The sequence below is a fragment of the Klebsiella sp. 1SOBk5mer genome (assembly GCF_046603115.1).
In the GTDB taxonomy this organism is placed as follows: Bacteria; Pseudomonadota; Gammaproteobacteria; order Enterobacterales; family Enterobacteriaceae; genus Klebsiella; species Klebsiella quasipneumoniae.
Map to the genome: position 1 here is coordinate 665,924 of NZ_JBKIUU010000001.1, position 15,491 is coordinate 681,414.

11 protein-coding genes are annotated in these 15,491 nt (G+C 60.6%); 5 read left to right on the forward strand and 6 right to left on the reverse strand.

Going from position 1 to position 15,491, the window contains the following annotated elements; all coding sequences use genetic code 11:
* Nucleotides 1-825 (forward strand): helix-turn-helix domain-containing protein, encoded by an 825-nt coding sequence (locus ACLH1U_RS03320; protein WP_110243342.1) that lies wholly within the window; start codon nt 1-3, stop codon nt 823-825.
* A 145-nt stretch (nt 826-970) separates the two neighbouring features.
* Here ACLH1U_RS03320 and ACLH1U_RS03325 read toward each other — a convergent pair whose 3' ends face one another.
* Nucleotides 971-1,552 (reverse strand): flavin reductase family protein, encoded by a 582-nt coding sequence (locus tag ACLH1U_RS03325; RefSeq protein ID WP_048297612.1) that lies wholly within the window; start codon nt 1,550-1,552, stop codon nt 971-973.
* A 214-nt stretch (nt 1,553-1,766) separates the two neighbouring features.
* Between ACLH1U_RS03325 and ACLH1U_RS03330 the strand changes: the two genes are divergently transcribed.
* The 4 genes from ACLH1U_RS03330 (at nt 1,767) to nhoA (ending at nt 6,066) form a co-directional block, all read left to right on the forward strand.
* Nucleotides 1,767-2,468 carry an ABC transporter ATP-binding protein gene (locus ACLH1U_RS03330; RefSeq protein WP_411299040.1) on the forward strand — a complete coding sequence of 234 codons (702 nt, stop codon included), beginning with the start codon at nt 1,767-1,769 and terminating at the stop codon, nt 2,466-2,468.
* On the forward strand, nt 2,465-3,433 hold the full coding sequence (locus ACLH1U_RS03335) for an ABC transporter substrate-binding protein (protein WP_411299041.1): 969 nt from the start codon (nt 2,465-2,467) through the stop codon (nt 3,431-3,433). Before ACLH1U_RS03330 ends, ACLH1U_RS03335 begins: the two co-directional genes overlap by 4 nt.
* A 55-nt stretch (nt 3,434-3,488) precedes the next feature.
* Nucleotides 3,489-5,144, forward strand: coding sequence for an ABC transporter permease (locus tag ACLH1U_RS03340; protein WP_411299042.1), 1,656 nt, complete (start codon nt 3,489-3,491; stop codon nt 5,142-5,144).
* 76 nt (nt 5,145-5,220) lie between these two features.
* Entirely contained in the window at nt 5,221-6,066 is an 846-nt protein-coding gene (nhoA, locus tag ACLH1U_RS03345) for an N-hydroxyarylamine O-acetyltransferase (RefSeq protein WP_102002927.1), read from the forward strand.
* A 1,150-nt stretch (nt 6,067-7,216) separates the two neighbouring features.
* Here nhoA and narI read toward each other — a convergent pair.
* From narI to ACLH1U_RS03370, 5 genes are all read right to left on the reverse strand, one after another.
* Nucleotides 7,217-7,897: a respiratory nitrate reductase subunit gamma gene (gene narI / locus ACLH1U_RS03350; protein WP_023289864.1), complete on the reverse strand. Its 681-nt coding sequence runs from the start codon at nt 7,895-7,897 to the stop codon at nt 7,217-7,219.
* A complete protein-coding gene (gene narW, locus ACLH1U_RS03355; protein ID WP_102004064.1) occupies nt 7,894-8,589 on the reverse strand; it encodes a nitrate reductase molybdenum cofactor assembly chaperone in 696 nt (231 codons plus the stop codon). The genes narI and narW overlap by 4 nt, the downstream gene beginning before the upstream one ends.
* The gene (gene narH, locus ACLH1U_RS03360; RefSeq protein ID WP_004202708.1) at nt 8,589-10,133 is read right to left on the reverse strand and encodes a nitrate reductase subunit beta; all 1,545 of its coding nucleotides are present in this window, start codon (nt 10,131-10,133) and stop codon (nt 8,589-8,591) included. The genes narW and narH overlap by 1 nt, the downstream gene beginning before the upstream one ends.
* Nucleotides 10,130-13,870, reverse strand: a complete 3,741-nt coding sequence (locus ACLH1U_RS03365; protein ID WP_411299043.1) for a nitrate reductase subunit alpha — start codon at nt 13,868-13,870, stop codon at nt 10,130-10,132. Before ACLH1U_RS03365 ends, narH begins: the two co-directional genes overlap by 4 nt.
* Nucleotides 13,871-13,983: 113 nt before the next feature.
* Nucleotides 13,984-15,366, reverse strand: coding sequence for a NarK family nitrate/nitrite MFS transporter (locus tag ACLH1U_RS03370; protein WP_411299044.1), 1,383 nt, complete (start codon nt 15,364-15,366; stop codon nt 13,984-13,986).
* Nucleotides 15,367-15,491 lie beyond the last annotated feature (125 nt).

Genomic DNA, 15,491 nt, shown 5'->3' on the forward strand with positions numbered 1-15,491 from the left:
ATGATGATGTTGACCGTTGAGTATTATTTCACCCATCCGCAGGATAAGCTGGGCATGTATGCCAGCGATCCGGAAGATAATAGCCATGAACATTGTCATGAATTTGCTGAGCTGGTGATCGTTGAGGAAGGGCACGGTTTACACGTTATTAATGGCAGGCCACTATATATTCAACAGGGCGACGTTTTTTACGTTCAGCCTGGTGACGTTCATTATTATGATGAGCTGGGAACGCTTAAGTTAATTAATGTGCTGATTAATCCGTTGGTAGGCTTTCATTATTTACAGCCTCTCGATACCTTATTACAGACTTTCTCTGCGCAGAATGCGTCCTGCTACGGTTGGCTGGCGCCGGACACCCGCCATATCTGCAAGGAACTGGTGGATAAGATATTTTCTGCCGAGCTGCGGCAGGAGCAAAATATTGCTCTGCGCGAAGCCGCGTTTTTCCAGCTGGTGACGACGATTCTGCATGCCGAAACCGAAGCCGAATATAGCACCACCAAATATAAGCTGCATAAATTGCTGACCTGGTTACAGGAGCACTGTTTTGAAGAGCATAACTGGCAGCAGCTGGCGGAGAAATTCCATCTGACCACGCGTACCGCTTTTCGCCATATTAAAGAGGCGACGGGATTGACGCCGGATAATTATTTAAAGCGTCTGCGATTAGTTTCGGCGCGCGTAAAATTACGCGAGACCGATATGACGATTACCGAAGTGGCCTATCTATGCGGCTTTGCCAACAGTAATCACTTTACCACTTTATATAAAAAGGTTTTTGGCCTGACGCCCAGCGAAGACCGGCGGCGTTTGCAGCGCTAGTTCTCTCCCCGGAGGCGATGCTGCGCATCTGTCCGGGCTACGCGTCCTCAGCGGTCTGCGGCCCGGTAGCCCGGGCAAGGCGCTGCGCGCCGCCCCCGGGAGAGACGCGCAGGGTGGTGAAGGATTGCCCCGGAGGCGAGGAGAGCTACTCTTCCGGAGTATTGGCCCGCACGTGCCGGCCGCTGGCGACAAAATTGCCGGTTCCCAGATGATGCAGGGTATTGATCTTATCGTCATCGAACTGCCAGCGTCCGGTGACAAACGCGCGCTCATCGGCGGCGGCGGAAACCACTTCGCCAAACAGCGTATCGTACTGCTCCTGGGCCGCCGTCGCCGGCAGCAGGCGGCACTCCATCCATGCCAGACACTTCTCCTCGATCAGCGGCAGTCCCAGTTCCGGACCGCTCACCACCGGAATTCCGTAAGCATTGAATTTGTCTTCATCGCGGCCGCTGACGCTGCCGACCGCGTAGGTCCAGCTGGCGGCGGCCACGCCGGGAACCACGATGCCGAAGGTGCCGTTGCGCTCGATGATTTCCCGCGTCCAGGTGCTTTTATCCACCACGATAGCCACCCGCGGCGGGGCGAATTCCACCGGCATCGACCAGGCGGCGGCCATGACGTTGCGCCGGTCGGAGGCAGCGTCGTAGCTGGTGATCAAAATGGTCGGGCCGTGGTTGAGCAGGCGGCTGGCATACTGCAGTTCCACGTGGCGAAAGCGGCTCATAGGCGTTCCTTGAGTAATGGGTCGGTTGGCAGGTAACACGTTAAGCCGCAATGAAAATGTAATCAATACGTCATCTCGTCTGACTATAGTCGCCAGCACAAAGTCCCAAAGAGGATCACAATATGTTGGCTCCCCTGATGTTATCCCAGGTGAGCGCGCCCCGTCGGATGTCGACCGCCGGGCAGGGGTTGCTTTCCCGCAAGGGAGGGCGACAATGCGCGCGCTGACCCCTATCACTCTGCAGGCGGTCTCATTCGCCTTCGCAGAGACCTCCATTCTCGATGGCTTCTCGCTGCATATCGAACCCGGCAGCATTGTGGCGCTGCTGGGCCCGTCCGGCTGCGGCAAAAGCACCTTGCTGCGCCTGCTGGCCGGGCTGACCGTGCCGGCCAGCGGTGAAATCCGCTTTGGCGATCGGCTGGTCGCCCGCGCAGGATGGGGATTGCCCCCGGAACAGCGCGATATCGGCATGGTTTTCCAGGATTACGCCCTCTGGCCGCATATGAGCGTGGCGCAGAACGTCGCCTTTCCGCTGCGCATGCGCGGCGTTGCCCGCGCCGAACGCGAGCGCCGGGTGAGCGAGGCGCTGGCGCGGGTGGGCCTCCACGGCTTTGCGGAACGTAAACCTTCAGGCCTTTCCGGCGGCCAGCAGCAGCGGGTGGCGCTGGCGCGGGCGATCGTCGCCGAGCCGCGGGTGCTGCTGTTTGATGAGCCGCTCTCCAACCTGGACAGCGAACTGCGCGAATCGCTGTGTGGCGAAATGAGCCGTCTGCTGCGACAGCTCGGCACCACCGCCGTGTATGTCACCCACGACCGCCGTGAAGCCGACCTGTTAGCCGACCGGATCGTCCACTTATCCGCGGGCCGCGTGGCCGCTGTCCGCGCCGTTACGCCAACCTCAGGGGAAGTTGCATGAACACCGTTATGACCGTTAAGAAAGGAGTGGTACTCGCGATGGCTCTCTCCGCCATGATGCTCTCCAGCGCCCATGCGCTGACCGTTTACACCGCCGGCCCCGGCTCGCTGGCGAAAAACCTGGCCAGTGGTTTTGAACAACAGACCGGGGTGAAGGTGACCGTTTTCCAGGCCACCACCGGCAAAGTGATGGCCCGTCTGGAGGCCGAGCAGGCCAACCCGCAGGCGGATGTGCTGATCTCCGCTTCATGGGATACCGCGGAGGATCTGCACAACCGGGGCTGGTTGCTGCCTTTTCACAGCGCCAACGCCGACAAGGTACCGGCTAATCTGAAATCGGCGGACTATATCGCCCAGGGAGTCTCGGCGCTTGGCATCGTCTGGAACAGCAAAAGCGGCACTCCGGAGCCGAAAGAGTGGCGCGACCTCACCCAGCCGGCGTTTAAAGACAAGGTGACCACGCCCGACCCGTCGCTCTCCGGCGCGTCGCTGGATCTGTTGATTGGCCTGCAAAACAGCATGGGCGACCAGGCCTGGCAGCTGTTTGACGATCTGAAAAAGAACGGCATGGTGGTCAGCGGCCCCAACGCCCAGGCGGTGACGCCGGTGATGCAGGGGGCGAAAGCGGCGGTGTTCGGCGCGGTGGATTATGTCTCCTACGGCAATATCCAGCAGGGCGAGTCGCTGAAGGTGATTTTCCCGGCCAGCGGGACGGTGATCGCCCCGCGCCCGATGATGATCCTCAAAACCAGCCGTCATGCCGACGAGGCCAAAGCCTTTATCGATTACGTGCTGTCGCCGGAAGGTCAGGCGCGGGTCGCCGACGCCTGGCTGATGCCCGCTCGCCGCGATGTGGCCGCCAAACGCCCGCTGCTGGACGCGCTGAAGGTCTTGCCCACCAGCGGCGAGGGGAGTAGCGAGCGTAGCGCCGTCCTCAGCCGCTTCAGTCAGCTGTATGCCCACTAATTGACACGGTTCTCCGGCGCTGGCCGCCGGAGAACGCTTCGTTTCAGGAACCGCTGTGAAACAAAAATTCCTTTCCGGCGTGACGCTTGCCGCCCTGACGCTGCTGGTCGCGTTACCGCTGTTGTTTATTCTGCTGCAGGCGATTTTCCCCCATTTTAGCGCCGGTTCGCTCCATGACGTCTTTGGAGGCGTCTGGCCGCTGCTGGCCGACCCCCAGCTGCCGTCGATGCTCGGCGGTACGCTGTGGATTGCCGGCGGCGTGGCGCTGGCCAGCGTGATGATCGGCCTGCCGCTCGGTATTCTGCGCGGTATGTTTTCGTTGCCGCTACCCCGGCTGTGGGACCTGTTGTTTTTGATCCCCTTTCTGACGCCGCCCTATATCTCGGCGCTCTCGTGGATGCTGGCTCTGCAAAGCCAGGGCTATCTGCAGCAGCTGACCGGCTGGCAGCTAAACGATCTGCTGTTCAGCCGCAGCGGGATCGTGCTGGTGATGACCTTTAACATTTTTCCGGTGGTTTACTTTGCCGTCTCCCGCAGCCTGCTGGCGAGCGGGCAACGGCTGGCGATGGTCGCCCGGGTCCATGGCGCCAGCGCCTGGCGCGCCTTCTGGCACGTGACGCTGCCGATGCTCTCCCCGGCGCTGGCGGCGGGGATGCTGCTGGCCTTTACTCTCGCCATCGAGGAGTTTGGCGTCCCGGCGGCGCTGGGCAGTCGGGCGGGAGTAGTGATGCTGACGGTGGGCATTGAGAAAAAGCTGGCCGACTGGCCGGTGGATCTCACCGGCGCTGCGCTGCTGTCGCTGCTGCTGATGGCGGTGGCGTTGTTCGCCTGGTGGCTGCAAACGCGGCTGGTGGGTGAGAAGGAGGTCACCAGCGTCACCGGTAAACCGGGAGAAAACCGCGGAGCGTCGCTGGGCTGGATGACGCTGCCCGCGCTGCTGGTGATGGCGGCCGTCGGCGGCCTGGCGGTCGGGGTCCCCGCCGTCTCGATGATGCTCACCAGCCTGATGGGCACCCTCTCGGGCGGGGTGAGCCTGGAGAATGTCACGCTGCGTCACTTCGCGGCGCTGTTCGACCAGCAGGGCGACGCCCTGTCGGCCCTCGGCGTCAGCCTGTCGCTGGCGTTAGGTTCGGCGCTGATCGTCGGCGCGCTGGGGCTGCTGGCCGCCTGGCTGGTAATGGTGCAGAAGATCAAAGGGCGCGGGGTGGTGGATGCGCTGTCGCTGATGCCGGCGGCGCTGCCCGGCGTGGTGGTGGGGGTGGGATTGATCCTGCTGTGGAATCAGCCCTTCTGGCCGCGCTCGCCCTACAACACGCTGTGGATGCTGATGCTCTCCTATTGCTGCCTGCTGCTGCCCTGGCCGGTGCGCTATGTCGGCAGCGCGCTGCGCCAGCTGGGCCCGAACCTTGAGCCCGCCGCCCGGGTGCACGGCGCGTCGCCGCTGCGGGCGCTGCGGTTGATTGTCCTGCCGCTGGTCTTTCCGGCGCTGCTGGCGGCGATGCTGATGGTGTTTGCGGTGGCGTCCCGGGAGCTGGTGACTTCGCTGCTGCTGTCGCCCGCCGGCACGCAGACCGTGGCGGTGTTTATCTGGCGCCAGTTTGAACAAGGATCCGTTGGTCAGGGCATGGCGATGGCCAGCCTGACGCTGTTGACCGGTCTGGTCCTGATGCTGACGGCGCTGGCGCTGATGCAGCGCAGCACGCGCGGTTAACGGCAAGCGCACAAAAAAGAGGGTCGGCGCGGAAAAATAGGCTATAAATGTCGGACACCTACAGCTGGAGACCCTGATGAGTCCCTTTTTACGCGCCTATTTTTCCCGTCTGGGCTGGACGGGCGAACCTGAAGTTTCCATTGATACCTTGCGCCAACTGCATCTGCAGCATAACAGCGCCATCCCCTTTGAAAACCTCGACGTCTTGCTGCCGCGCGAGATCCATCTTGACGACCTGGCACTGGAAGAGAAGCTGATCGCCGGCCGCCGCGGGGGGTATTGTTTTGAACAAAATGGCCTGCTGGAGCGCGCGCTGCGCGAAATAGGCTTTAACGTTCGCAGCCTGCTTGGCCGGGTGGTGCTGGCCAATCCGCCGCAGATGCCGCCGCGCACTCACCGTTTATTGCTGGTGGAAGTGGCGGGCGAGCGCTGGGTAGCCGACGTTGGCTTCGGCGGCCAGACGCTGACCGCGCCGATCAAGCTGCTGGCCGATATCCCGCAGCATACGCCGCACGGCAGCTATCGTCTGGTGCATGAAGGGGATGAGTGGACGCTGCAGTTCAACCATCACGAGCACTGGCAGTCGATGTACCATTTCGATTTAGGCCGCCAGTATGCGTCTGATTATGTAATGGGAAACTTTTGGTCGGCGCACTGGCCGCAGTCCCACTTCCGTCACCACCTGCTGATGTGCCGTCATCTGCCTGACGGCGGCAAAATGACCCTCACCAATTTCCACTTTACCCACTGGGAGAATAACCACGTGGTGGAGAAGGTCGATTTTGCCGATGTCTCCGCGCTGTACGAAGGGCTGCAGACCCGCTTCGGCCTCGGCGTGGACGATCCTAAACATGGCTTCAGCGAAGCGGCGCTGGCGGCGGTGATGGCGGCGTTCGATACCCATCCGGAAGCCGGGAAGTAAATCTCCTCATGCCCGGCGGCGCTGCGCTTGCGCGGGCCTACGGGGTATGAGCTCTGTGAGAGGGCCCTGTAGGCCGGGTAAGGCGACAGCCGCCACCCGGCGAAATTACAGGTACTGAGCCTGATATCTTGCCCGGCGGCGCTGCGCTTGCGCGGGCCTACGGGGTATGAGCCCTGTGAGAGGGCCCTGCAGGCCGGGCAAGGCGACAGCCGCCGCCCGGCGAAATTACAGGTACCGTGCCTGATATCTTGCCCGGCGGCGCTGCGCTTGCGCGGGCCTACGGGGTATGAGCTCTGTGAGAGGGCCCTGTAGGCCGGGTAAGGCGACAGCCGCCACCCGGCGAAATTACAGGTACCGCGCCTGATATCTTGCCCGGCGGCGCTGCGCTTGCGCGGGCCTACGGGGGATGAGCCTGTGAGAGGGCCCTGTAGGCCGGGTAAGGCGACAGCCGCCACCCGGCGAAATTACAGGTACCGTGCCTGATATCTTGCCCGGCGTCGCTGCGCTTGCGCGGGCCTACGGGGGATGAGCCTGTGAGAGGGCCCTGTAGGCCGGGCAAGGCGACAGCCGCCACCCGGCGAAATTACAGGTACCGCGCCTGATATCTTGTCCGGCGGCGCTGCGCTTGCGCGGGCCTACGGGGGATGAGCTCTGTGAGAGGGCTCTGTAGGTCGGATAAGGCGACAGCCGCCGCCCGGCGAAATTACAGGTATCGTGCCTGATATCTTGCCCGGCGGCGCTGCGCCTGCACGGGCCTACGGGGGATGAGCTCTGAGAGAGGGCCCTGTAGGCCGGGCAAGGCGACAGCCGGCACCCGGCGAAATTACAGGTACCGTGCCTGATATCTTGCCCGGCGGCGCTGCGCCTGCGCGGGCCTACGGGGTATGAGCCTGTGAGAGGGCCCTGCAGGCCGGGTAAGGCGACAGCCGCCGCCCGGCGAAATTACAGGTACCGTGCCTGATATCTTGCCCGGCGGCGCTGCGCTTGTGCGGGCCTACGGGGGATGAGCCTGTGAGAGGGCCCTCTAGGCCGGGTAAGGCGACAGCCGCCACCCGGCATAACGGCTGGAGCCGGGTCGATAACTACCCGGACTCGCGCGAAGGCCGCGTCCGGGCTACCGGTTAGGATGAAGGATAACAGCCGCCAGCGCTCAGCGTCGGGAGCGCACCACCTGGTAGCGGCGGGTGAAATATTCCACCGGCGCGCTCCAGACGTGAACCAGACGGGTGAACGGGAAGATCAGGAAGATGGTCATCCCCAGCACCAGGTGGACGCGGTAAATCCAGGCCACGCCGTCCAGATGCGCCGAGGCGCCGCCGTGGAAGGTGACCACCGCCTGCGCCCAGTCCACCAGCTTGAGCATTTCGCTGCCGTCCGGATGCTGGGCGGAGAAGGGGATCGTCGTCAGCCCCAGCGCGCACTGAATCAGCAAAATGCACAGGATCAGAATATCTGCCGTGGTGGAGGTGGCGCGAATGCGCGGGTTGGTCAGGCGGCGAGCCAGCAAGCCGATGCCGCCCACCAGGGTGAGCACCCCACACACGCCGCCGAGGATCATCGCCATCAGCTGCTTCTGCGACATCGGCAGGAACCACGAGTAGACCCAGTGCGGGGTCAGCATGCCAAAGAGATGGCCGAAAAAAATGCCGAGAATGCCGATATGAAACAAGTTCGACCATAGCACCATCCCGCGTTTATCCAGCATCTGGCTGGATGACGCGCGCCAGGTATACTGCCCATAGTCGTAGCGTAGCCAGCTGCCAAGCAGAAACACGGCGCCGCAAAGGTAAGGGTAGATATCGTAAAAGAAGACGTTCAGATACTGGATCATTTCGGGCCTCCGGCGCGGATGTCGACGTACAGCGGCGCCACATCCTGGCTAAAGCGTCGTTGATAAGCTTGCATAGGCGAGCTGTCGCAAGCGGTCGCATTATCTTCAATAAACTTCACCTGCTCTTCTTCCCACACTTCGTCCAGCGCCTGAGAGGTATCGTCGCGCTTTTCTCCCGCCACCTGTTTGGTGACGCTGTCACTGGTGAGCGGGCTTATTGCCAGTTCCAACAGGGCGTCAAATAGTTGATAATACGAGCATTCTCGTTGCTTCAGGCGGCCGCCGATCAGCGCCAGAATCGGCGCGATATTCTGGAGCCCTTCGCGGGCGTCGGCGAGGGGTAAAATACTGAGATACTCCAGATACAGCGGCAGATAGTCGGGCAGTTCACGGCAATCGATCAGCAGACCTGCCTGCTGATACTGATTCATCAGGTCCACCATCGCCTGGCCACGGTCGCGGGACTCAGCATGCACATGTTCAAACAGCAGCAGCGAGGTGGCGCGCCCTCGCTCGAACACCTCGCACCAGTCGGCCTGGCGATCCAACAGCGGCGCCGCCAGCAGCTCCCCGACAAAGGGCGTCAGGGAAGGGATATCGGCGCTGACCAGCGCCAGGGCTTCGTCGCGGTTCTCCCACAGCACCTCGTCGGGATACTCCAGCAGCAGACCGAGCACTTTCAGGATCCGCATCACTCGCCCTCCCCATGCTTACGCACGCCGCTGACGTCGATGGCGTCAATCCGCCGGCTGTTAAACAGGTTGAATTTCGTATCTGACCCGTGGCAGCCGTCGCCGAAGGTAAAGCCGCAGCCGTTGCGTTCCGGGAAGGCATCCTCCGCCAGTTCGCGATGGCTGGTGGGGATCACGAAGCGGTCTTCGTAGTTGGCGATCGCCAGATAGCGATACATCTCTTCGACCTGCTCAACGCTGAGTCCCACCTCTTCAATTGCCCGGGTATCGGTCACGCCCTCGACGGTTTGCGAGCGCTTGTAGTGGCGCATCGCCATCATCCGTTTCAGCGCGCGCAATACCGGTCCGGTATCCCCGGCGCTCAACAGGTTCGCCAGGTACTGGACCGGAATGCGCAGGCTCTCCACCGCCGGCAGGATGGCGCCGTTGTTGGGCAGGCCGCCGGCGTCGGCAACCGACTGGATCGGCGACAGGGGCGGCACATACCAGACCATCGGCAGGGTGCGATACTCCGGATGCAGCGGCAGGGCCAGCTTCCAGTCCATCGCCAGCTTATAGACCGGCGATTTCTGCGCCGCCTCAATGACATTGTGGGGGATGCCTTGTTTTAACGCTTCCTCGATGACCGCCGGATCGTTTGGATTAAGGAATACCTCGCACTGGCGCTCATAGAGGTCGGTTTCATGCTCGGTGCTGGCAGCTTCTTCGATACGGTCGGCGTCATACAGCAAGACGCCGAGATAGCGGATGCGCCCGACGCAGGTTTCGGAGCACACCGTTGGCTGCCCGGACTCAATGCGCGGATAGCAGAAGATGCATTTTTCCGACTTACCGCTCTTCCAGTTAAAGTAGATTTTTTTATATGGACAGCCGCTGATGCACATCCGCCAGCCGCGGCATTTGTCCTGGTCTATCAGCACGATGCCATCTTCCTCACGCTTGTAGATGGCGCCGCTCGGGCAGGTGGCCACACAGCTCGGGTTGAGGCAGTGCTCGCACAGGCGCGGGAGGTACATCATAAAGGTGTTTTCGAACTGGCCGTACATCTCTTTCTGCATGGCTTCGAAGTTACGGTCGCGGGCGCGTTTCTCGAACTCACCGCCGAGCAGTTCCTCCCAGTTCGGGCCCCAGTCAATTTTATCCATCCGCTCGCCGCTGATCAGCGAGCGTGGGCGGGCGGTAGGCAGATATTTTCCCTCCGGCGCGTTGTGCAGATGCTGGTAATCGTAGGTGAAGGGTTCGTAGTAATCGTCAATCGCCGGCAGCACCGGGTTGGCGAATATCTTCGACAGCACGCTAACCCGATTGCCGAGGCGGGGCGTCAGTTTACCGCTGATGCCGCGGATCCAGCCGCCTTGCCACTGCTCCTGGTCTTCCCAGTTTTTTGGGTAGCCAATGCCCGGTTTGGTTTCCACATTATTGAACCACGCGTACTCCATGCCCTCCCGGCTGCTCCAGACGTTTTTACAGGTGACCGAGCAGGTGTGACAGCCGATGCATTTGTCCAGATTCAGCACCATTCCAACCTGAGAACGGATTTTCATTTTTTCGCCTCCTGTACCTGATCGCGACCTTCGTCATCCAGCCAGGCAATATTTTTCATTTTGCGGATCATGATGAACTCGTCGCGGTTGGAGCCGACGGTGCCGTAGTAGTTAAAGCCATAGGCCAGCTGGGCGTAGCCGCCGATCATGTGCGTCGGCTTCGGGCAGACGCGGGTGACGGAGTTATGAATGCCGCCGCGGCGGCCGGTCACTTCCGAACCCGGGATGTTCATAATCCGCTCCTGAGCGTGATACATCATGGTCATCCCCGGCGGCACGCGCTGGCTCACCACCGCCCGGGCGGTGAGGGCGCCGTTGGCGTTGAACGCTTCAATCCAGTCGTTATCTTCAATGCACAGCTCTCTGGCGTCAGTTTCACTGAGCCAGACGATCGGCCCGCCGCGCGACAGCGTCAGCATCAGCAGGTTTTCGCTGTATGTGGAGTGGATCCCCCATTTCTGGTGCGGGGTCAGGAAGTTCAGCGCTTTCTCCGGAAAACCGTTCGGCGGCACGGCCTTCATCTGGCTGACGCTGCGGGTATCAATGGGCGGGCGATAAGCCACCAGGCTTTCGCCAAAAGCCCGCATCCACGGATGGTCCTGATACAGCTGTTGCCGCCCGGAGAGGGTGCGCCATGGGATCAGTTCGTGCACATTGGTATAACCGGCGTTGTAGGAGACGTGCTCGCTTTCCAGTCCGGACCACGTTGGGCTGGAGATGATCTTGCGCGGCTGCGCCTGAATATCGCGGAAGCGGATCTTCTCATCCTCTTTATTCAGCGCCAGATGAGTGTGGTCGCGACCGGTAAATTCTCCCAGCGCCTGCCAGGCTTTCACCGCCACCTGGCCGTTGGTTTCCGGCGCGAGGCTAAGAATAACTTCGGAGGCGTCAATGGCGCTGTCGATCCGCGGCCGGCCTTTGGCCGGACCGTCCTGCTTGAGGTAGTTAAGCTTGCCGAGGAAATCGACTTCGCTTTGCGTATTCCACGAGATGCCTTTTCCGCCGTTGCCAAGCTTATCGAGCAGCGGACCGAGAGAGGTGAAGCGTTCCCAGGTGGCGGGATAGTCGCGCTCCACCAGGGCAATCGACGGAGCGGTTTTCCCGGGGATCAGATCGCATTCGCCCTTGCGCCAGTCAAGCACCTCGAACGGCTGCGCCAGCTCTGCCGGAGAGTCATGCTGCAGCGGGACCAGCACCACGTCGGTCTCTTTCCCGAGATGGCCGACGCAGACCTGCGAGAAGGATCTGGCGATATCTTTGTAAATCTCCCAGTCGCTCTTTGCCTCCCACGCCGGGTCGACGGCGGCGGAAAGCGGGTGGATGAACGGATGCATATCCGAGGTGTTCATATCGTCTTTTTCGTACCAGGTGGCGGTCGGTAGAACAATATCGGAAAAGAGACAGGTACTGGACATGCGGAAATCCAGCGTCACCAGCAGGTCGAGTTTGCCCTCGATAGCCGCCGTCTGCCACTCGACTTCCTCAGGTTTCACCTCATCGCTGGCGCCCAGTTCATCCCCCTGAATACCGCTGTCGGTCCCGAGCAGGTATTTCAACATGTACTCATGCCCCTTACCGGACGATCCCAGCAGGTTAGAGCGCCAGATAAACAGGTTCCGCGGATGGTTTTTGCCGCTGTCCGGCTGCTCGGCGGCAAAGCGGATCTCGCCGGATTTTAGCGACCGCACCGTGAACTCCGAAGGCGATAGCCCGGCGGCCTCGGCCTGCTGCTTGATGGTCAGCGGGTTGACGTTGAGCTGTGGCGCAGAAGGCAACCAGCCCATCCGTTCCGCGCGGACGTTGAAGTCGATAAGGCTGCCGCTAAATTTGCTGGCGTCGGCCAGCGGCGACAACAGCTCCTGCGCGGTCAGTTTTTCATAGCGCCACTGGCTGGCGTGATTGTAGAAATAGGAGGTGCTGTTCATTTGCCGCGGCGGGCGGTTCCAGTCCAGCGCGAACGCCAGCGGCAGCCAGCCAGTCTGCGGGCGCAGCTTCTCCTGACCAACATAGTGCGACCAACCGCCGCCGCTCTGGCCGATGCAGCCGCAGAACACCAGCAGGTTAATCATCCCCCGGTAGTTCATATCCATGTGGTACCAGTGGTTTACCCCGGCGCCGAGGATAATCATTGAACGGCCATGGGTTTTATGCGCCGTATCGGCGAACTCGCGGGCGATTTGTTCGATATGCTGGCGCGGCACGCCGGTGATCTGCTCCGCCCACGCCGGGGTATAGGCTTTAACCTCGGCGAAATCTTTCGCCGCATTGACATCATCAAGCCCTCGGTCCAGGCCGTAGTTAGCCAGAATCAGGTCATATACGCTGACCACCAGGCCGCTTTCGCCACTGGCCAGCGTCAGCTGTTTCACCGGGAGCGGATGAAGGGTTACCGGTGCCTGCGGCACGCTGCGGAAATGCGGGTTTTCATTGCCGCCGAAGTAGGGGAAGGCGACTGACGCCACGCTGTCGCGAATATCCAGCAGAGACAGCGTGAGCTCCACCTTTTTGCCGTCAGCCAGCGGTTCGAGATTCCATTTCCCTTTTTCGCCCCAGCGAAAGCCGATGGAACCGTTTGGCGCCACCAGTTCGCCGTCGGCGGTGCAGGCGACGGTTTTCCATTCCGGATTATTCATTTCGCCCAGTCCATCCAGCAGATCGGAGGCGCGCAGCATGCGGCCTGGCACATAGCTGCCATCGTCGCGCGGCTCAAGCATCACCAGCATCGGCATGTCGGTATAGGTGCGGCAGTAGTTAAGAAAGTAATCGCTCGGGTTATCAAGGTGGAAGGCTTTGAGGATGACGTGGCCCATGGCCATCGCCAGCGCGCTGTCGGTACCTTGCTTCGGCGCCAGCCAGTGGTCGCACAGTTTGGCCACTTCCGAATAGTCCGGGGTGATGGCGATGGTTTTGGTGCCTTTGTAGCGTACTTCGGTGAAGAAGTGGGCATCCGGGGTCCGGGTCTGCGGCACGTTGGAGCCCCAGGCGATAATGTAGCTGGCGTTGTACCAGTCGGCGGATTCCGGCACGTCGGTCTGCTCGCCCCAGGTCATTGGCGAGGCCGGGGGCAGATCGCAGTACCAGTCGTAGAAGCTGAGGCAGGTGCCGCCGATAAGGGATAAATAGCGGGTACCCGCCGCGTAGGAGACCATCGACATCGCCGGGATCGGAGAGAACCCGGCGACACGGTCCGGGCCGTAGTGTTTGATGGTCCAGACGTTGGCGGCGGCGATGAGCTGATTCAGCTCTTTCCAGCTGGAGCGGACAAAGCCGCCTTTGCCGCGCGCCGCTTTATAGCTGGTGGTTTTGGCCGGATCCTGCATGATGCTATCCCAGGCCTGCACCGGGTCGGGAAACTGCGCCAGTGCTTCGCGCCACAACGCAATCAGCCGTTTACGCGCCAGCGGGTACTTCAGACGGTTGGCGCTATAGAGATACCAGGAGTAGCTGGCGCCTCGCGGGCAGCCGCGTGGTTCATGGTTCGGCAGATCCGGGCGGGTACGCGGATAATCGGTCTGCTGGGTTTCCCAGGTCACCAGACCGTTTTTGACATAAATTTTCCAGCTGCAGGAGCCGGTGCAATTCACGCCGTGGGTGGAGCGGACAATTTTGTCGAACTGCCAGCGTTGACGGTAACTGTCTTCCCAGTCACGGTTGTTGTTGTAGACCTGACCGTGGCCGTTGGCAAAGGTTTCGCCTTTCTGCTTAAAGTAGCGAAAGCGATCCAGTAGTTTACTCATGACATTTCTCCTGCTCCGATGATGTCCGGCATCGTGCCACCCGGCCGGATGAGCGAACGAACGCGTACGCCGGATAAGGCGGAAGCCGCCATCCGGCAGATAAATCGTTATGGTTAAGCGGGTTTACGTCGGCCGTAGACCAGCCAGGTCACCAATACGCAAACCACGTAAAAAACGAAGAAGACCTTCATCGCCCCGACCGGCGAACCGGTCATCGCCAGCGAGGTGCCGAAGGCTTTCGGGATAAAGAAGCCGCCGATGGCGCCAATTGCCGAGATAAAGCCCAGCGCGGCAGCGGTATCGGTTACGGCTTCATGCTGCGCTTCTTCTTCGCTGCCGCCGCGCTGCCTCACGCTCTCGATGGTGAGCTGACGGAAGATGACGGCGATCATCTGGAAGGTGGAGCCGCTGCCGAGCCCGGCGGTTAAGAACAGCCCCATAAACACCACGTAGAAGGCGAGGAAGCTACCGGATCCGCTGCCCGGCAGGGTGAGGAACAGCAGACCGGTAAAGAGCGCCATCAGCACGAAATTGACCAGCGTCACCCGCACACCGCCCAGACGGTCGGAGATGATCCCGCCGAATGAGCGCGCCAGCGCGCCGATAAACGGTCCAAAGAAAGCCAGCTTGAGAATGTCGACCGCAGGAAACTGGGTTTTCGCCAGCATGGCGAAGCCGGCGGAGAAGCCGATAAATGAGCCGAAAGTCGCCAGATAGAGCAGGCTCAACAGCCACATATGCGGACGCTTGAGTACGGGAAGCTGATCGCGAATCGAGGCCTTCGAACTGGCGATATCATTCATACCGAACCAGGCGGCAGCGGTGGCAAGCAGCAGGAGGGGTACCCAGACGAGCGACGCATTACTCAGGGCCATGGTCGAGCCATCGGGCTGGGTGACGCCATGGACGCCGAGGAAGGTGAAGATCGGCAGGAAGATCACCGCCGGGGCGACCATCTGCATCACGCTGACCCCGAGATTGCCCAGGCCGCCGTTGACCCCCAGCGCGCTGCCCTGTTTGGCTTTGGGAAAAAAGAAACTGATATTTCCCATACTGGAAGCAAAATTAGCCCCGGCAAAACCGCACAGCAGCGCAATAACAATAAATACCCAGAATGGAGTAGCACTATTCTGGATCGCCACGCCTAACCAAATACAAGGCACAATTAGGATCACTGTACTTAATACGGTCCAGTAGCGCCCGCCGAAGAGGGGTACCATAAAGGAGTAGGGGACCCGTAATATCGCGCCGGAAAGTGAAGGAAGTGCGGTTAATAAAAAAAGCTGGTCGGTAGTGAAATGAAAACCGACCTTATTAAGGTTGACCGCCACGGCGCTGAATAACATCCATACGCAGAAGGCAAGTAGTAAGCAGGTGACTGATATCCAGAGGTTTCTTCTCGCAATGGCCTGACCCTTGTTTTCCCAGAAGGCCTTATTTTCTGGCCGCCAGTTTTTCAAAAGGTAATGATTATCTTTCTCATTTTGTACCGACATATTGCCCTCTAATTGCCCGGAATGGAGTAAATAAATAAGGTCAACAGCTGAATACAAGGTGACGGTGAATAACCCTTAATTGGCGTTATCTAAAAAGCGTAGATAAAAAAAACGTGCTGTCGGAG